A 19,415-nucleotide genomic window follows, 5' to 3' on the forward strand; every position below is an offset into this window, starting at 1 on the left:
CTTGTCTACCGTCATTTTCCATGAGCTTTGATTTCATCTACAAAACTTATTTCACTTGGTATAAGGTATCTCCAACAGCATTCATTAATCGAGATAGCTGTGCTTCGGTACTGTTAAACATCGGTCCAAATTGAATGGTGTCACCACCAAAGCGAACATAAAAGCCTGCTTTCCACAACTTCATTCCTATTTCAAAGCCACGAATTGTCGCATCTCCATCACGAGGGGCTAATTGTAAGGCACCGATTAATCCACAGTTACGAATATCAAGAATATGAGGTGCACCTTTTAATTCATGAATCAGTTTTTCAAAACTTGGGGCTAAAAGTGCAGACTGAGAAATTAAATTTTCTTTTTCAAGTACATCCAAGGTTGCTAATGCTGCTGCACACGCGACTGGATGCGCTGAATAGGTATAGCCGTGGGTAAATTCAACCGCATGTTCAGGCAGATCTTGTTGCATAAAGGCATCATAGATTTCATGGCTCGCCACCACGCCACCTAAAGGAATTGCACCATTGGTAATTTGTTTAGCAAAGGTCAATATATCTGGGCTCACCCCAAAATATTCCGACGCAGTCCATTTTCCGATACGTCCGAAACCCGTAATGACTTCATCGAAAATAAGTAAAATATCATGTTGATCACAGATTTCTCTTAGGCGTTGTAGATACCCTGTAGGTGGCACAATACAGCCTGCCGAGCCAGACACTGGTTCTACAATCACTGCTGCAATATTAGAAGCATCATGCAACTCAATCAGCTTGAGCAATTCATCCGCCAACGCTACGCCACCAGTTTCTGCACAGCCTTTGGTGAAGCTCAAATGGGATTGTAAAGTATGAGGCAAATGATCAACATCCATCAATTGCCCAAACATTTTGCGGTTCCCACCAATGCCACCTAAACTGGTACCTGCAACATTTACCCCATGATAACCACGTGCTCGACCAATCAATTTGGTCTTACTTGGTTTTCCTTGAATTCGCCAATACGCGCGTGCCATTTTGATCGCGGTATCTGCGGATTCTGAACCTGAATCCGTAAAGAAAACATGTTGTAGTTTTTCAGGCATATGCTGAATAATTTTTTCAGCCAATTGAAAAGCCAGAGGATGACCAAACTGGAACGCCGGTGAATAATCCAATTTCGCCAGTTGTTGACTGACTGCCTGTTGAATTTCAGTTCTCGTATGCCCTGCACCACAGGTCCATAAACCTGACAATGAGTCATAAATTTCACGCCCATGGCTATCAATTAAATACGATCCTTGTGCCCCAACGATCATACGTGGATCTTGATGAAAATTACGATTTGCAGAAAACGGCATCCAGTAAGCTTGATAGTTCAAATTCATCTGCGTATTGGATTGACTTGCTTCCGCTGCATAGTCACGGTCAGTTGATGTATCGATCTCAAACATAATCACTCTTCTTGTTTTAGGGTTATGTCTTGAGTGTACAAAGCGATATAGTTTTGATAAATTCAAATTATCTTGAGTTTAGATATAAAAAAGTAAAGCTAAATGAAACCGAAAAAATTAAACCAAGTGACTGATTTTGATATAAAGTTGCTTAAAATTTTTAAAACAGTATGTGATTGCCACAGCTTTACTGCTGCCGAAAGTATCCTTGGCATTAGCCGATCTGCGATTAGTTTACATATGAGTGATCTTGAAAATCGTTTAGGTATTCGGCTTTGCCAACGAGGGCGAGCGGGCTTTGCACTCACCGATGAAGGGCGTGAGGTTTTACAATACATTGAAATGTTGACCGCCTCGATTGAAGACTTTCGTGCCAAAATCAATCAAATGCACAATCAATTGAAAGGTGAATTCAACATTGGGATCATTAATAATCTGGTCACCATGCAAAGTGCTTATATCACCAAATCTTTGGCGCAACTCGCTGAAGAAAATTCAGAAGTGGTGATCAATATCAGCATGAGTACATTGTCCGATATCGAATGTCGTGTTTTAGATAACCGTTTACATGCAGGTGCCATCCCCTTGGTCAGTCCACTGTCAGGATTGGATTACTTTCATTTATATCAAGAAAACTCATTTTTATATTGTGGGGAAAATCATCCTTTATTCAACCACACAGGTAAAATCAACCCAAAAGACCTCAAGCAATGGAATACAGTGCTTCCAAACTATGCCATTAGCCCAGAAGCAATGAAGTTACATCAGTTATTAAACTGTTCTGCTACTGCAAGTGATCGAGAAGGAATCGCTTTTCTTATACTGACTGGTAAATTTATTGGTTTTTTACCCGATCACTATGCGAGAAAATGGGTCGTAGATGGCTTTATGAAACCTATTATGCAAAATGTTATGCATTATAGTACACCTATATGTCTTATTACACATAAAGGCAAAAATGTTAATATTATTTTAAAAACTTTTATGGATATTTTAAAAAGAATAGTTCCACCGATTCAATAATGTTTACTTCAACAAATATATTAAAAAGTGCTTTAAATATAATCTAATTAAAAACTAAACCATATTTAAAGCCAAACATAATATAAATATTAAAATAAACGTGATGCAATTAACATAATTTCTATTTAGTAATAATCCACAACCAATATTTTATGTAGATCACTTTCTAAATCTTCGATATTGAGGTGAACCATGCTATTGCCTTGCTTTTCAATCAAGCTGTTAAAGCTAAGGCTATCAACGTTTGCTTTGCTTTTAATCGCTTCAACAGTGCTATCAATCATTTTGCAATTTGAATTATTTGAATCTCTTTCACAGGTAAATTCTACTATATCCCCGTAAAACATGATCTCCTCAGCAGATGCATTTAAACTTAAAATCGATATACTAAATGTTATTAATAAAAAGGCTAATTTTTTAATTAACTCCATCTCAATCCCCTTTAAAGAAATGGTGTAGTTAATTAATTACATAACCTTATTATTAATACAAGATTATCCAGTGGATAAATAAAAAAATAATTGAAGTAAAATATGATTTACTTCAATTAATCATATTCAATTGTGACGGTTGCCATAGCTCGGACTTTTCCGGGGGTCACTTTGGTTGCTGTTTGATAGTAACGTGCAGTCATTGGAACATTGTATTGAATGTTGTCATTTGACTTTAAAGTACCCAATTCCAGCTTGTCATTTTTAGCAATTACACGATTGGCATTCTTATATTGAGACTGCAATTGTACGCCCACACCTGAAGCACTGGTTCCAGTAGCGTTAGTATTGGCAAGGACATTCTGCATGCTACTACTCACCGCATCATAATCAAAACTTAGGCTAATTTTATTGGTTTCTTCATAACCTGTTGGATTTTTACCGCCATTACATAAAATGTTCAGGTCAAATGCTTGTTCGCCTTGGGTAGAACCGACACCTTTGAAATCAGCTTTATTCACGGTTGGAAGGTTTACCGTTTTATTGATATTACCTAATATTTCACATGAAGACGAAGCAATGGTAATGGCATTGCCATAAACTGTACTGGTTAACCAAGGTGGGTTTGGGCGATCTGCTGAACGATAGCTACTATATGTACCCGGAACGAGTGCACCCGAGCCTGTAGAAGTTCCAGTTTTTACAATTTCAACAATAAAAAAACCTTCAGCCAAAACACGTCTACCCGTTGCAGTACGTCGGTAAGGATAATAATCAGCAAAACCAGGAGCTGACGGTGCTTCTCGATATAAACGGATACCAATACCATCAATATTGGTATTAAAAACAGAATTACCGATAGGGCTCAATGAATAATTTTGAGTATGAACTGCCTCAAGCGTACCAGAACTGCCACAACTATAGGTTGACCCATTCGGTTTGATTGGAAAGGAAGCTTTTTTCAAAACTTTGCCAACAGCATCGCTTGGTCGAACAACCACACGTCCTACTGCCATACTGACATCTACTGTTGAGAACCCTCGATCAGGTATACAAGCAGCATAAGCCCCTGAACTGACTGCTCCAGCTAAAAGCAGGAATACACTGTTTAAAACTTTATAGTTCATTGACACACACCTTCCGCCATGATCATGGTTTGCTTTTTGTCTGCTGCTTGCGCCGAAACATCATACTGAATGCGACATTGCTCATCGGCATTTTCGCCCCATTTAACCGTTACTGTATCTGCCGTGGTATTGGTTCTCAAGTAAACCATACTGCCCTGCGCAACCATACCGACATTTTCACCTTTTGTATCATATACTTCTGCTGCAAAAGGTAGCGTGTCACCATTCTCTTTCATACTGTGAATATAAATTGCCTTACCCAGTTTAGTCACAAAACTGACTTGTGAAATTGAACCTGCATAAGGAGCGATACGTTGGCTGGTACCATCCAACTCAACATCCGCAGACATACCTTCAGGGTCAAGTGTAATGTCATTTAAACGATAAGGTGTCACATATGGAATAACGGCATAACCTGATTTATTGATACTTAAACCCGTCGCATTATTGACTTTTGCACCTGCTGCTTCAGGAGCATAAACCAAGACCATGGTTTGACCTTGATCAGGTCCAAACAATACGCCTTGAGGATGTGCAACAATATTACCACGTGCTGTCAACATTGCTTGTTCATAACCATCAGCAACACTATAAGAACCACCTACAGTTGCATAGTTTGTACGATACTGTGCATTCAAGTTAGCACTTGGATTGTCGCCATAACGCGTCGATACAGACGTACCATAGTTAAAGCGATCACCAACCACACCACTCACACCCACTGTCGCATTATCTTGCGTCATGATTGAGTTTAAGTTGGCTGAGCTTTTCTTAAAGGACAATGGCAATGATAATGTCAGCATATACTCAGTATCATTACTGGTTACTTTTGTGGCTTTATTTTCGATATTACGATTGATCGCTGACAAGCCATAAGTCAAACCACGGTAAGAATTGCTATAACCGACCTGATATTGACGTGTCGTTTCTTGACGATTCCAATAATCTCCCCATGAACCTGTCACGTACATGTTCCCCCAGCCTTCTGGAAGTCCTTGATTTAACGTGATCTGAAATTCACTACGCTGTTTGCCAACATGCGTAGAACTAATGCCTTTCTTGTCTAAATCTTTAACTAAGATAGCATCACGTAACTTATAGAAGTTTTCAGTAGAGTATCGATAAGCCGCCAAAGTTAAATTGGTATCTGTAGGGGTAATCAACTTACTGTAGCTGATTCGGAAACTTTGCCCACTTTCACTTTTACGGCGCTCAAAATCAGCTTGAGAGTGTGTCACATCGAGTGCGACTGCACCAATCGGTGTAGCAAATGCACTTCCTAGTGTCACAGCTGAATAATCTTCAGAGAACTGTACACCACCATACGCTGTAATTGAGTTGTTGACCCCGCGTTGATATTTACCCTGTACGATAAATGGATCAAGGTCGATATCTTTATCACGGAATTGCCCCATTGAAACAGAATAACGGCTCATTCCCGGACGTAGCATTTGTACAACAGATGCATAAGGAATTGAATAACGCTGAACTTCACCATTGGCTTCTAAAATAGAAACCTCTAACTCACCACCAAAACCTGTAGGATAGAGGTCATTAATCTCAAAACTACCCGGCGCTACCGTCGTTTGATAAATAAGTTGACCTTGTTGACGTACTTCGACTTTTGCATTGGTTTTTGCATTGCCGCGAATACGTGGTGCATAACCAATCATGCTGTTTGGAAGCATACGGTCATCACTGGAGAAATCGACACCACGATAGCCGTATGAATCAAAGATTTCACCATCAGTGAAGCTTTCACCTAAGGTCAATACACCTCTGTATTGAGGAAACGCACGTTGAACATAGGTGCTGATCGCGTCATAACTTGATTTAGAAGTATGATCAACCGTTGTTCGATCTTGCCACTGCCATTGACCATTGTGACGAAATTGCCAACCCGCTAAATTTGCCCCAGCAGTTACTGAAGTAAAGGCATTGGTGGTTTCTTCACCACCCTGCAATTTATTAAAAGTTTTGTAGGCACTGGCATTATATGAAAGAAATGCAGCATTAATGCCACGATCCCAAACACTTGGGTCAACATAGCCTTGTGCATTTTTTTGCATAGCCACTTGTGGAATAGAGATGTCAACACGTAAACGTGAGGTATCAAATTCATAAAACGAATCTTCTACCCACTGTTCAATTTTCTGACATCCAGTTGGATAAGTGCTTTCGCCTTTTTTTAATACTTCTGCTTTAACGCCATATTCTAAAAGTTGGCTTGAGTTAAAGCAGGTATAGGCATTTTGATTATTTTCAGTGGCTTTAAACACCATACGGTGTTTGCCAAACCAATTTCCATTGACATAAATATCGACATTGTAATCGCCAGGTAAAACAGGATTACCATATTTAAAACGATTAACATCAATCTTTTTAGCGTCGCCAATTAAAAAAGCCGAATCAAATTCTGCTTCTGCAGCAGTCGGAGACTGTTCTGTCCCGTCTAAGTCAGTTTCAGTTGCATTAACTAGAGCTGGAATGCTAAGTGTAATCACGCCACAAGCCACATAATAACGAATATGTCGCTTGATCCACTTATAGCTTTGTTCATTTTTTTGCATAAAGAAGTCTGCCTATTGACAAATGAATAGGTTTTTAATTCGCTTACTCTCAGTTAAATGGAATGATTAAAGGTGTTTCATCATTATTCAAAGGTGCTTTAAATGACGCATCACAGTGAAATTTAAAGCCTTGCCAATTTAAGGCAATTTAATATTGCGCTCTACACGACCACCATAATCATTGATTGTGGTGAAAGTCATTTTTGCGACATTCGAACCTTTTAAGTTCACAGTTCCATCAGAAAACGGTTTCAACATTAAACCTTCAGCAAGTAAATCAACGCGTTTACCTGACTGATCTTGCATAATCGAAGTCAAGGTAATATAAAATGGCGTCGGGTTTTTAATTGCCAACTGTGTCCCATTACTGCTCCATTGCAACTTTTCAGGTGCTAAAGCAGCATCTTCTTTAATTCCGCTCGGACGATAGAAAAACTTAATACGTGAACGAATCGCGAGTTGTAAAAAGTTCTCTGGCACAACATTTTGATCTTTAGCGGAAGGCTTCGGTGGAATATCCAAAATATTCAACCAAAACAACGTTTCTTGAGTTTTACTTAATTCATTTGCTTTAGGCATACTGCTAATACGTAAAGACTGTCCTTTTTTTGCTTCTACCCGTGAAATTGGTGGTGCAATCATAAAAGGTGCTTTTGATTGATCAGGTGTAGATTTAGCATCACCCTCATCAATCCATGCTTGAACCAATGCAGGATTATTTCCGTTATTACTCACTTGTAAGGTAATTTCACGTGAATCAGATGGATAAATCACACGTGTACCATGAATAATGATTTCAGCATTTGCTGCACCAAACGGAATTAAAAGTGCCAGTAAACCTTTTTTAAAAAAGGAATGATTCAAGAACATAACGATTATCTCTACCTAAAATAAAGTAAAAGAGCTAAGTGGGCTAACCCACTTTAGCTCTGCACAATTCAATAAAAATTATTGATAGATAATAGTATATTGAACTGAAGTTGTAACTTTACCAGCAGCAGCAGCGTCAGTTGCATAGTATTCAGCATAGTAGTTAAGATCAGCTGAACCTTTATCAGCAACGTCTACCCATTGAGAGTTCGTTTGCGCACCAGAAGCACCAGCAGCAAGTACTGGAATGAATTGGTTGTTAGAACCTAAAAGTTGAACTTGAACGTTTTTAGCACCGTTTGCAGTTGCATTTTGGTTGTTTAAACGACCAGTACCGAAGTCAACAGTTGAACCTGGTTCGAAGTAAGTTGCAACTTTACCTTCTGAACAGTTTGCTAAGTTGATTGTGAAAGGAGTACGACCAGCAACATTACCAGTTTTAGCAAGTGTTTGCTTAGATACAGTTGGAAGGCTTACTGTAAAGTCTTTACCTTGTGGTGTAACGATGTCACAAGTTTTATCAGTAACTAAACCGTTAATTGTAATTGTACCATCTGCTGCAAAAGCACTAGAAACCCCTAAAACTGCAACTGATGCCGCTAAAAAAATCTTTTTCATACCAAGTGTCCTATACAAACAAAAATGATTAGTGTTGGTCGATGTGTATTATGCACACTCAGACAAAAATGTAAACAATGTCACACTTTTTAAAGAAAGAGATACGATTCCTAGCAAAACTATCAATTTTTGAGATCAATTATTTATTTATATTTTTTAATATCTTAAATAATCATTAAATTGATTTTTCAGTTTTAATTAAATTATTATTTTTTTGTAACTGAGCTGTAAACAAGCATAATTCAAGTGATTTTGACTTTAGATTGAAGTTTTAATAAACAAGTTAAAAAGCTCAATGAATTGAATAGATTACTTATTAATGTATAAAAATCATGCTATTTCTTAGCAAATAACTGAATGCCCCAATATGAACAAAAAATAAACAAAGCATACATTAATACTTCCTTTTTATTGTATTACGAGCCGCAAAATTGAGATCAAATATTGTGTGTTTTTATCAATGAAATTTAATATATTAAATAATGCACTTAAAAATCAGACTAAAAATTAAATTAAAAATAATTTCAAATACTTAAATTAAATTTTAGATGAGATTATTCTTCTCCTTACTACATCAACCGAGCAAAAAATAGAGACATCACTGCCTCTATTTTAAATTCATGTCGATTTGATTAAGCACGAATAAATGCTAAAAGATCTGGATTGATCACATCAGCATTAATGGTCAACATGCCATGTGAGTAACCTTCATAGGTTTTTAATGTACCATTTTGAACCAGTTTCGCAGAAAGAACACCTGAGTTTTCATAGGGTACGATCTGATCATCATCGCCATGCATGACCAAAACTGGCACTGAAATTTTTTTAAGGTCTTCCGTAAAGTCTGTTTGGGAAAAAGCCACGATGCCATCATAGTGTGCTTTTGCACCTCCCATCATACCTTGACGCCACCAATTTAAAATCACAGGCTCTAACCTTTTGCTATTTGGACGATTAAATCCGTAGAAAGGACCGGCTGGTAAATCGTAATAAAACTGCGCACGGTTTTTAAATAACTGACTTTGTAAATCATCAAAAACTTCTTTAGCTAAACCGTTTGGATTATTTTCTGTTTTTAACATTAATGGTGGTACTGCACTGACCAAGACGGCTTTAGCAACATTCTCCTCTCCATGTCGAGCAATATAGTGTGCAACCTCTCCACCGCCAGTCGAATGTCCGATATGCACAGCATTTTTAATTCGCAAATGCTTAACAACTTCTGCGACATCATCCGCATAATGATCCATATCATGCCCATCCCAAACCTGACTTGATCGCCCATGTCCTCGACGGTCATGGGCAACGACTCGGAAGCCTTCATTTAAAAAGAACAATAATTGTGCATCCCAATCATCCGAGCTAAGCGGCCATCCGTGATGAAAAAACAAAACTTGTGCATCTTTCGGTCCCCAATCTTTATAGAAAATTTCCACACCATCTTTTGTTGTAACATATGCCATGCTTATTTCTCCCGTTTGAGATTTACATTTCAATTGTTGATCTATGTTTTAATCAATGCGTACAAATCCCATTCCCATTGGAAATGAATTGTTGGATTACATTTCAATACTAAGATTAAAGTAAACTTGATGGTCAACACTTTTAGTTATCGCCTGATAGTAAAAATGTAAATCAAAAAATCAGTTGAAAATAACGGTTTTATGTTTGAGCCTTGATCGCTATCAATTTATTTTTAAATTTCAGTTTTAAAAAAGGTCTCCATCTTACAATCTTGCAACATGCTTCCCAAGCATATTTATTTTTTATATTTTTCGACTTGACCTTAAAGTCCACTTCAAACTTATAGTGATTACATCAAGCTCTAAGCCACTCAATCCATATGGTTTAGTCCTGCTTCCCATGTAAAGGTTAACTAAAATGAATACTGATAAGCAGTTTACTGAAGTTGAATTTGGACAATATAAGGTCAAAGTCCCATCAGGTGGATATTATGATCGCTTTAGGATGAATCCCGATTTGGATCAAGTCGCTTAAGACGCTACTGTTGGAAATATCGATTTTTTTCGAAAAATTCCTAAGAAGCAAATAGCATCAAGAGTCGGACTGGTTTGGGCGCCGAATTTCTATTATAAGAGTTCTAATGTTCAACTTTTAATGTTGGCACCCATTCAACAACTCAGAAACAAACTTCCACAACCATTAGAGCCACTGCAAGCATTCCCTGGTTATGGCTTAGTGGCACTGACATTTTTCCATTATGATGTTTGTGATAATGACCCATATAACGAAGTTTCAGTCGCAATTGTTGTACGCCAACCACAAGCAAAAGGTTCACATGCCTTAGAATTATTCCGTTCCATGCGTCAACGCCATTTCTATGCTCATGTTGTCGCGCTCCCTGTAGATACTGAAATTGCACGTATCAGAGGAGTACATGGCTATCAACTTCCTAAATGGCTGACTGAAATTCATGTCAATATCAATACATCGACAATCCATGCATATCTCACAGATACTATAGGTCAACCAGATCTTAGTTTAACGACAACAACACCGAAATTAAAGAAACTAAAACCAGAATCTCGAATCAGTAAAACAACGATGTTGCATCAAGTTGATCATCAATGGCAGCAAACTCAGGTTTTGACCAACACACTTTCATTCACTCAAAAACTCTTGCCAAAACATGTTAAATTGATTCGTCATGGCGGACCACTAAGTCAGTTATTAAATGAATTAGATGCATCCACCATCTTACGCTTAGATGTTGTTGAGGATGCACAAGTGGTGCTGCATTTGCCAACTCAAGTCAATTTGAAATGAGTTTTTCTACAATGTAAATATAATTTAATTTTCACCCAAAATATCCATGCACTGAGCGCATTTTCGAACTAGGCGGCTGATCATCTATCTATTACAATACCCGTTTTTAGTCAGCGCATTGTATTTTGAACCAATCTTCTCCCCAATTAAAACGTGGACTTAAAAATCGTCATATCCAATTGATCGCTATGGGCGGCGCTGTGGGTACTGGACTATTTTTAGGTTCTGCACAAGTCATCCAATCTGCTGGACCTTCGATTATTTTGGGCTATGCCATCGTGGGTTTGATTGCATTTTTAATTATGCGTCAAATGGGGGAAATGATTGTAGAAGAACCAGTGGCTGGTTCTTTTAGTTATTTTTCACAGAAATATTTGGGAAGATTTCCAGGCTTTTTATCTGGCTGGAATTATTGGGTCGTCTATATTTTAGTCGCGATGACTGAACTCACCGCAATCGCCAAATACATCCATTATTGGTGGCCACATATACCTGCATGGGTATCCACTCTATTTTTCTTTATCGTGGTTACAGGCTTTAATTTAGGCAATGTTAAGTTTTATGGTGAATCTGAATTTTGGTTAGCCATTATCAAAGTGACTGCAGTCATTTCAATGATTGTGTTTGGATTATACTTATTACTTACAGCAGGCGCAGATTCAACAGCAAGTTTTAATAACCTATGGCAACACGGCGGGTTTTTCCCGCATGGATTTTCAGGGTTATTTTATATGCTTGCCTTTTTAATGTTTGCCTTTGGTGGTATTGAATTGATTGGTATGACTGCTGCTGAAGCAGAAAATCCTGAGAAAAGTATTCCTAAAGCCATCAATCAAGTCATTTTTAGAATCCTAATCTTCTATATCGCTTCTCTTGCCATCATCATGTCTTTAATTCCATGGAATCAACTTGATTTGGGTGGTTTGGACAAAAGTCCATTTGTGATGATTTTTAGTCACCTTGGTATTGAATGGGCAGCTCATCTGCTCAATTTTATTATTTTGACCGCGGCACTTTCTGTTTATAACAGTGGTATGTACGCCAATAGCCGTATGCTCCACGGACTTGCTATTCAAGGCAATGCACCTACGATTTTTGCCAAAGTAACGCAACAAGGCGTACCCGTGCCTGCGGTGGTATTCTCTTCTGTCCTTATTTTTGGTTGCGTTTTGCTGAATTATTTTATACCAGAACAAGCATTGAGCCATCTTATGTATATGGCTGTTGCTGCATTGGTTTTAAATTGGGCAATTATCAGTTTTACCCATTTAAAGTTTAAAAAAATAGCTCAGATAGAAGGTACTCAGACTAAATTCCCTGCGTTATTTTCGCCTTTCAGTAATTATCTCGTCCTGACTTTTATCGTGATGATTTTATATATCATGTGGACACAAGGCTTTAAAGAGTCCGTCATTTTAATTCCAATCTGGATTTGCCTTATGTTTGGATTATTTAAAATAATGACTTGGAATAAATCAAACTAATTTAAAACAGGCTTATGAGGAAAAATAAGCCTTGTTTATGATTAATATAGGTTTCGCTTTAAAATTGCACAAGTAAGTGTTTATCCAAGAAGGATTTTTATCACACTTCGCTATTTTTATTGTTCAATTATAGCATTAAACATGTGACTCAAACTCTGATTACAATGCTAAAAGCATATACGCACTGAATTACATAAAATATTAACGATATCACTTTTAAGCATCGTGAATTCAAATACCTTATGCTGATCTGGCAAAATCATATCTGTAATTGGTTGGGCTAAATATAAGCCATTTTCACTATTGGTCAAAAATACAAACCCATCACCCGTTTGTACAGAAGCAAAAACAAAAGATCGATAGCCGGGATTATTTCCCCAATGCCATATATAAGTGTTTTTCTGTTTTTTTTCGACACCCCATCCTAAGCCCCAACTTAGATTAAGTTTAGGCTCGACCATTACAGTTGATTGAGTGATTGCTTGAAGTAATTTGGCATCATTTAATACTGCTTCTAAGAATTTTCCATAATCTTCTGCTGTGGTATATAGAGAAAATGCAGAAACAGGCTCAGTAAGTTTTATAATGTTTCGTGGCTGAGCATTAGACTTAGTTCCGATGAGAAGCTTTTTCTCAATGTCAGTATTCCAAACAAAACTGCTATGTACCATACCAAGCCTGTTAAATACTTTATCTTTCATGACTTGATCTAATGGCATACCAGTCACATTTTCAACAGCGCGCTGTAACAGTATAAAACCTTCCCCTGAGTACATCCATTTTTCGCCAGGTGTTGCATTAAACTTTAAGGGTCCTGATGCCCAATTCGGTAAACCAGAAGTATGATTTAATACCATCCGAGCAGTGATCATTTGAAGGCGACGATCAGTGACCAGATCATAAGGTTGTTTTTTCAAAGGATCATGTTGATGCCGATAGCCTTGAACTAAATATTGGGTTAATGGCGCATCAAGTTCCAATTTACCTTCGTCAACCAATTTCATAACGACATAAGCAAAAACAGGTTTACTGAGTGAAGCTGCTTGAAAAATACTTTCGGTATCTTGTTTAGACGGTTTGGCACATCCGTTGGCAGAATCCAAGGCAACAATTTTCTTATTCTTTATTACAGCAATCGCGAGATTACATACATTATTTTTCTTCGAAATTAATGTTAAACTTTCATGAAAGTTTATAGGCTTAGATTTATTTTTTGGCGTATGCACACATCCGATTAGAAGAATTGATGGCATTAATATGAAAAATAAAAGCTTAAATTTTCTTGTTAAAAATATAATATATTTTAAAAAATAAATCAAAATCCACATAAGATATAACAACTCAATTTTTTTAAAACTCAAAAATAACAGTTAAATAATAATTAAGCTATTAATTTTTCACCCAAAGACAATCCTTGCACCAATACAGTCTAAAATATAAAAAGCAAACCTTAATCAACCTAATTAAAAATATAAAACTTCAACACAATATACCAAAGCATTAAACGATAATTAGACTTCTTTAAAAATTTCTTTTTCAAAAATATAAATCAACATAAAAATCTCCTCATCCTAGCCTTCTCCATAAGGAATAAGGAACTTTCAATATCCATATCAGTCCTTCAAAATAAAGATTCTTTACTTATGAAGGAGACCTACTAGAAATATGATATGGAATAAATCAAACTAATTTAAAACAGGCTTATGAGGAAAAATAAGCCTGTTTGTGTTTTTTACAGTTCAATAATTAGCCTCTTTCCCGACCCAAACCCATAATATAACTGTAATACGTTGATTTAGACGAATATTATCAATTTGATATTTAGATAATATATTCACTCTATTTTTAAACTTAGAAATAGCATTACTTATGGTGTAGTCATAATCCATTAAATTATCTGTATATCCCTGATACGATTCAAATAATTCCCCATATTCAAAAATATGCGTTAATCCTAATGCATGACCAAGCTCATGGGCATACGTTTCCAAAAAGCCTTGTTCAACACCATCTTTAAAGAAAACAATAGCATTATCAAATTCATCTTGACTAGAAAGTTCTCCTTTAAAATAGTTTAGACTTGGATAAGCTTTAAAACTTGCACTTCCTGAGATTCCACCCCAGTTATCGTTTCGATTTTCAGGTGGTACAGCTCTCATACGAATCGGTGTGAAAAAAATAAATGTTCTTCTTTCTAAATCACTATATGGCGATCGTAATTCTACCCACATTTTACGCCAATAGAGTTCTTTTAACTCTCTAATAAACTCTGTATAAATAGCCTCAGTTAGATTAAACTTTTTCTTTCTTTTTAAATTATTTTCCTTAATTTCATTTTCACCAGTTATATTTTCCAAATATTTGATGCCATATTTACTCTTTATCTCATCTTCCCACCATTTTTTTACAAAACTTCGGACTTCTGGATCTGTTTTTGACAATAAATCTAAATCAAAAAGCTCTCTTTTCACAACCTTAAATACCATCAGAGATTGATTAAAATATCTGTTTTTAAGTTCCCACTCATAGTTTTTGGGTTTTTCTAAAATTTCTCCTTTAACTTTAACATCAACTTCAACCATACTAATGACGCTGATCGCAGAATTTTGACCAATATATATCACCCCAACCTCTTTATCCGGACATCCATTTCGTGATGCGATAACTTTAATGTATTCATTGTTTTTTAATACTGCACCCGAACAACGAATTGTAATTGCATTATTTTTTTTATAACTATATCTATTGGTTTCTACAATTTTTTTAACAGTTCCACCATTAACTGTTGTTATGTCTTCACGAGCATCTAGTTTTTTAAATTCTCGTTTTGTGTTGATAAAGCTACTTAAAGGTTCACATAAGGGTTTATATTCAATACTATTTTCATTTTCAAATACTGTCTGAGCATTTTGATTATTATTAAATGTTGATAGTGTGATGAACTTACTCGAAGCCTGAAACTTTAGAATAGTTCCATTATCTGTCAGAGGTTCTTTTTCATCAATCAGTCCTTGGTCATTTTTGTCAGTAAATTGCTGATGAATTTCTATATCTAAACATACACCATCTTTATTTATTTCTTCACTGCCATATATTCCTTTATAATTTGAAGCAAAAAAATAAAGCCAAGATGGGAAATATGAAAAATTATCTTTAAGATGATAAGTACTATCCGTATTACTATACATAACTTGATAAAGTGAACTGTAGTTGGGAACGATTAGAACCGTATCTTTTTTCCCTTCAATATTAAGCAAAGGATAGATATATTCATCACGCACCCAATCAAACCCAAACTCTCCATGATATCGATCAGAAGGTCGACCAATTTCATATGGACGTCTAAAATGGACAGTAAAATTTCTTACACAATCTGCGCTTAAAGTCCCTAATTTAGGGCTAGATTCAATTTTACTCATGAATTAATCCTTAATTTTTGAATTTTGATGAGTGTTTTTAAATTTTATTGTTGTGATTCTAAATTAAGATACCGTAAGTGGTAGTTAATAAAAATATTTATAATCTCAACCCTTTAGAAATAAAATTCTAATTTTCATATCAAATAATATTAACTGAATAGTGCATAAGCATGATCAATTAGATATATATCACATGAAAGATGCTATTCTTTCATAATCACTGATCATTTTTCTATACCTATTAAGCTTTAGTGTATTGCAAAAATGTAATTAAGAAATAAGTGCTATTGGCTTGATCTCTTTTAAAAATCAAACCAAATTGAATTCAATTTTTAAAGAACAAAAATGATTGATAAAAAGATGGACACTTACTTTCGTCTCATTGCTACAGCTGAACAAGAGTTGATTGCAAACAATGGTCATATGAAAATTAGTGTGATTTGTTCTTTATCGTGATGATTTTATATATGATGTGGACACAAAGCTTTATAGAATCCATGATTTTTATTTGCTTTAAGTTGGGATTATTCCAAGTCATGACTTGGAATAAATCGAAACCCATGTAATTGGTTCAACATAATCATTTTTTGATTTATGAAAGAGATTCACTATAAAAATTGCTTATACCGATAAATCTACACAGAGATATTTCATTTCGAGGTATTCATCAATCCCAAACTGAGAACCTTCACGTCCCAAACCTGATTGCTTAATCCCACCAAATGGTGCAACTTCATTTGAAATAAGACCCGTATTTATCCCGACCATACCGTACTCAAGTGCTTCACCCACACGCCATTGACGTGCAGTATTCTGCGTAAATAAGTAACTTGCTAATCCAAACTCAGTATCATTCGCCATCGCCACAGCTTGTTCTTCATGACTAAAGCGGAACAATGGCGCTAAAGGACCAAAGGTTTCCTCCTTTGCTACATCCATATCCTGAGTCACTTCAGTCAAAACGGTAGGTTCAAAAAAAGTTCCACCTATACTTGAACGTTGCCCACCCACTTTTATCTTGGCACCTTTACTGACTGCATCCTGAATATGAGATTGCACCTTAGCAACAGCTTTCTCATCAATCAATGGACCTTGGGATGAACCCTCAAGGCGACCATCACCAACTTTTAACTTTGCGACAGCTTCAGTTAATTTTTCAGCCAATTGATCATATATCCCATCTTGTACATAAATACGATTTGCGCACACACAAGTTTGACCACTATTACGAAATTTGCTCTGCATAATACCTTGAACAGCTTGTTCAAGATTTGCATCATCAAAAACCAGAACTGGGGCGTTGCCGCCTAATTCAAGGGACAGTTTTTTAATTGTTGGTGCGCATTGTTGCATTAAAATACGCCCCACTTGTGTCGAACCTGTAAAACTGAGTTTTTTTACAGTGGCACTTTCACACAGCATTTTACCAACTTCAATCGCATCACCACTGATATGAAGTAATACATCTTGTGGTAAACCTGCCTGAACTGCTAAAACTTCCAAAGCATAGGCAGTTAAAGGCGTTTGCTCAGCAGGCTTCACGATCATAGAGCAACCTGCGGCTAAAGCAGGAGCTGCTTTTCGTGTAATCATTGCTGCTGGAAAATTCCAAGGAGTTATTGCTACAGTCACACCAATAGCCTGTTTAATAACCAATAAACGTTGATGTGATTGCGTTGGTGTAAGCACATTACCGTCAATACGGCGCGCTTGCTCTGCAAACCATCGAATAAACGATGCTGCATAAGCAATTTCACCTCGTGCCTCTGCCAAAGGTTTGCCTTGTTCAGCAGTTAATATCTGCACTAAATGCTCTTGATTCTCTATGATTAATTTATACCAATTCCAAAGTATATCCGCGCGCTGTAATGCTGTATGAGCTTTCCAAGTCGTTTGTGCTGTTTGTGAACGCGTAATAACGTCCTCTACAGCCTCACGATTGTAAGCTTTTACCCATGCTAATGATTGATGTGTTGCAGCATCTTTGACTTCGATATAATAGCCATCTTTAGGCATTTCGAAACAAACGTCTGAATGCTGTAATAAATATCTTAAGTGATTTTGAAGCATTTCAAGTCCTTTTGCTTATGATGCAATTAAGTTTGCAAATCCTTGTTTTAAAATATTCAATGCTTGGCTAAATTGTGTAGCAGGAATCGTTAATGGATATAAGAAACGAATCGCATTACCATGACGACCACAAGTCAAAATCAATAAACCATTTTCCATTGCATAACTTTGTATGATTTTAGCTTGTTCACCTGTCTCTAATTCAACTGCAATCATGGATCCAAGTGCACGAATATCTGTAATCATGTGTGTTGTCGTTTTAATCGTATTTAGAAGTGCAACTAACTCTGCCCCTAATACATTTGCACGATTACACAAGTCTTCACTTTCAATCACATCTAGAACAGCAAGTGCTGCAGCGACACCTATTGGGCTTCCAGCATAAGTCCCACCTAGCCCCCCAGGATTTGGAGCGTCCATGACATCCGCTCGTCCTACAACACCAGAAATTGGAAAACCACCGCCCAAACTTTTTGCCATGGTGATTAAATCTGCTTTCGCTTCATAGTGGTTCATCGCAAATAATTTACCTGTACGCGCAAAACCAGACTGCACTTCATCAGCGATCAGTAAAATACCGTGTAGGTCACACAAGGAACGTAAACGCTTTAAAAATTCAGCAGGCACTACGTTAAAACCGCCTTCGCCTTGTACAGGCTCAAGTACGATCGCTGCAACATCATGTGCAACAATATCCTCTGCAAAAATATCTTCAATGCTTCGAATCGCATCATCTACCGTTATACCTTTCAACTCGGATGGATAACGTGCATGAAACACGCCTCCAGGCATTAAACCAAAGTCACTTTTATAAGGCGCGGTCTTACCTGTCATTGCCATGGTCATAAATGAACGACCATGAAAAGCATTGCTAAAAGTAATAATGCCATGACGCTGAGTGAATGAACGGGCGATTTTTATTGCATTCTCTACAGCTTCTGCCCCTGTTGAAAAGAATGCACATTTTGCCTTGCCATTAATTGGTGCACGTTCATTGATATGCTCAGCAAGAGAGACATAACTTTCATAAGGTACAACTTGATATGCGGTATGGGTGAATTTTGATAGTTGTTCAGTAACAGCACTAATAACTTTGGGATGGCGATGCCCTGTATTTAATACACCGATTCCACCAGCGAAATCAATAAATTGATTACCCTCCATGTCCCAGATCGTCGCATTTTCAGCTTTTTCAGCATACCATTGACACATCACACCAACACCTCGAGGTGTTGCTTGTTGTTTACGTGTATTTATTGAAATGTGCTTACTACTCATGTCATACCTCATTATTTTTCATTCATAAATGGTAAATCTTAGTATCTCAATCATATGGTTGATGAGATGCAGGTCATTGATCCAATTTTGCACTTTTAGCAATAAGAGACGAGAGCCACTTTGGGTGAGTTAAAGAGAACCAATTTATAATTTTTCAGAGATGTATAAAGTTTTAAAGTTAATCAATTGCGAAGCTCTGAACAAAAAGTATTTGTTTATAGATGTTTTTTTGTTGAGCTATTATGAATTAAGATAAGTATGAACAGTGAGACATTTAGATATTGAAAGCGCCTTCTCCCTAAAGGATTTAGGCAG

Annotated in this window: 13 protein-coding genes and 1 pseudogene; 3 read left to right on the forward strand and 11 right to left on the reverse strand. The window is 36.7% G+C overall.

The window, feature by feature from the left end; translation table 11 throughout:
- Positions 1-46: 46 nt before the first annotated feature.
- Positions 47-1,423: an omega-aminotransferase AptA gene (locus tag F938_RS13620; RefSeq protein WP_005032552.1), complete on the reverse strand. Its 1,377-nt coding sequence runs from the start codon at positions 1,421-1,423 to the stop codon at positions 47-49.
- 102 nt (positions 1,424-1,525) lie between these two features.
- Between F938_RS13620 and F938_RS13625 the strand changes: the two genes are divergently transcribed.
- A complete protein-coding gene (locus tag F938_RS13625) occupies positions 1,526-2,446 on the forward strand; it encodes a LysR family transcriptional regulator (RefSeq protein WP_005032554.1) in 921 nt (306 codons plus the stop codon).
- A gap of 125 nt (positions 2,447-2,571) precedes the next feature.
- Here F938_RS13625 and F938_RS13630 read toward each other — a convergent pair whose 3' ends face one another.
- From F938_RS13630 to F938_RS13655, 6 genes are all read right to left on the reverse strand, one after another.
- Positions 2,572-2,877, reverse strand: coding sequence for a hypothetical protein (locus F938_RS13630; protein WP_004829019.1), 306 nt, complete (start codon positions 2,875-2,877; stop codon positions 2,572-2,574).
- A 116-nt stretch (positions 2,878-2,993) separates the two neighbouring features.
- Positions 2,994-4,004: a fimbrial protein gene (locus tag F938_RS13635; protein WP_005032557.1), complete on the reverse strand. Its 1,011-nt coding sequence runs from the start codon at positions 4,002-4,004 to the stop codon at positions 2,994-2,996.
- Positions 4,001-6,574: a fimbria/pilus outer membrane usher protein gene (locus F938_RS13640; RefSeq protein WP_005032558.1), complete on the reverse strand. Its 2,574-nt coding sequence runs from the start codon at positions 6,572-6,574 to the stop codon at positions 4,001-4,003. Before F938_RS13640 ends, F938_RS13635 begins: the two co-directional genes overlap by 4 nt.
- A 138-nt stretch (positions 6,575-6,712) precedes the next feature.
- Positions 6,713-7,444 (reverse strand): fimbrial biogenesis chaperone, encoded by a 732-nt coding sequence (locus F938_RS13645; protein WP_004829024.1) that lies wholly within the window; start codon positions 7,442-7,444, stop codon positions 6,713-6,715.
- 78 nt (positions 7,445-7,522) lie between these two features.
- On the reverse strand, positions 7,523-8,062 hold the full coding sequence (locus F938_RS13650; protein WP_004829026.1) for a fimbrial protein: 540 nt from the start codon (positions 8,060-8,062) through the stop codon (positions 7,523-7,525).
- A 632-nt stretch (positions 8,063-8,694) separates the two neighbouring features.
- Positions 8,695-9,525 (reverse strand): alpha/beta fold hydrolase, encoded by an 831-nt coding sequence (locus F938_RS13655; RefSeq protein WP_005032559.1) that lies wholly within the window; start codon positions 9,523-9,525, stop codon positions 8,695-8,697.
- 418 nt (positions 9,526-9,943) lie between these two features.
- Between F938_RS13655 and F938_RS13660 the strand changes: the two are divergent.
- A pseudogene (locus tag F938_RS13660) lies at positions 9,944-10,849 on the forward strand (acetoacetate decarboxylase family protein).
- Between the two features lie 125 nt (positions 10,850-10,974).
- Positions 10,975-12,333: an amino acid permease gene (locus F938_RS13665; protein WP_080740827.1), complete on the forward strand. Its 1,359-nt coding sequence runs from the start codon at positions 10,975-10,977 to the stop codon at positions 12,331-12,333.
- A gap of 167 nt (positions 12,334-12,500) precedes the next feature.
- On the opposite strand, the gene F938_RS13670 is transcribed toward F938_RS13665, so the two are convergent.
- The 4 genes from F938_RS13670 to gabT form a co-directional block, all read right to left on the reverse strand.
- On the reverse strand, positions 12,501-13,586 hold the full coding sequence (locus F938_RS13670; protein ID WP_227567554.1) for a serine hydrolase domain-containing protein: 1,086 nt from the start codon (positions 13,584-13,586) through the stop codon (positions 12,501-12,503).
- 486 nt (positions 13,587-14,072) lie between these two features.
- Positions 14,073-15,752, reverse strand: a complete 1,680-nt coding sequence (locus F938_RS13675; RefSeq protein ID WP_005032566.1) for a zinc metalloprotease — start codon at positions 15,750-15,752, stop codon at positions 14,073-14,075.
- A 621-nt stretch (positions 15,753-16,373) separates the two neighbouring features.
- Entirely contained in the window at positions 16,374-17,822 is a 1,449-nt protein-coding gene (locus F938_RS13680; protein ID WP_005032567.1) for an NAD-dependent succinate-semialdehyde dehydrogenase, read from the reverse strand.
- A 15-nt stretch (positions 17,823-17,837) separates the two neighbouring features.
- A complete protein-coding gene (gene gabT / locus F938_RS13685) occupies positions 17,838-19,100 on the reverse strand; it encodes a 4-aminobutyrate--2-oxoglutarate transaminase (RefSeq protein ID WP_005032568.1) in 1,263 nt (420 codons plus the stop codon).
- Positions 19,101-19,415 lie beyond the last annotated feature (315 nt).

The sequence above is a fragment of the Acinetobacter bereziniae LMG 1003 = CIP 70.12 genome (genome assembly GCF_000368925.1).
Classification (GTDB): domain Bacteria; phylum Pseudomonadota; class Gammaproteobacteria; order Pseudomonadales; family Moraxellaceae; genus Acinetobacter; species Acinetobacter bereziniae.

What these genes read in the sequence shown, in the direction of transcription:
- F938_RS13620 (WP_005032552.1), bottom strand. Translation starts at nt 1,423, where the DNA reads ATGTTTGAGATCGATACATCAACTGACCGTGACTATGCAGCGGAAGCA.
- F938_RS13625 (WP_005032554.1), top strand. Translation starts at nt 1,526, where the DNA reads ATGAAACCGAAAAAATTAAACCAAGTGACTGATTTTGATATAAAGTTG.
- F938_RS13630 (WP_004829019.1), bottom strand. Translation starts at nt 2,877, where the DNA reads ATGGAGTTAATTAAAAAATTAGCCTTTTTATTAATAACATTTAGTATA.
- F938_RS13635 (WP_005032557.1), bottom strand. Translation starts at nt 4,004, where the DNA reads ATGAACTATAAAGTTTTAAACAGTGTATTCCTGCTTTTAGCTGGAGCA.
- F938_RS13640 (WP_005032558.1), bottom strand. Translation starts at nt 6,574, where the DNA reads ATGCAAAAAAATGAACAAAGCTATAAGTGGATCAAGCGACATATTCGT.
- F938_RS13645 (WP_004829024.1), bottom strand. Translation starts at nt 7,444, where the DNA reads ATGTTCTTGAATCATTCCTTTTTTAAAAAAGGTTTACTGGCACTTTTA.
- F938_RS13650 (WP_004829026.1), bottom strand. Translation starts at nt 8,062, where the DNA reads ATGAAAAAGATTTTTTTAGCGGCATCAGTTGCAGTTTTAGGGGTTTCT.
- F938_RS13655 (WP_005032559.1), bottom strand. Translation starts at nt 9,525, where the DNA reads ATGGCATATGTTACAACAAAAGATGGTGTGGAAATTTTCTATAAAGAT.
- F938_RS13670 (WP_227567554.1), bottom strand. Translation starts at nt 13,586, where the DNA reads ATGCCATCAATTCTTCTAATCGGATGTGTGCATACGCCAAAAAATAAA.
- F938_RS13675 (WP_005032566.1), bottom strand. Translation starts at nt 15,752, where the DNA reads ATGAGTAAAATTGAATCTAGCCCTAAATTAGGGACTTTAAGCGCAGAT.
- F938_RS13680 (WP_005032567.1), bottom strand. Translation starts at nt 17,822, where the DNA reads ATGCTTCAAAATCACTTAAGATATTTATTACAGCATTCAGACGTTTGT.
- gabT (WP_005032568.1), bottom strand. Translation starts at nt 19,100, where the DNA reads ATGAGTAGTAAGCACATTTCAATAAATACACGTAAACAACAAGCAACA.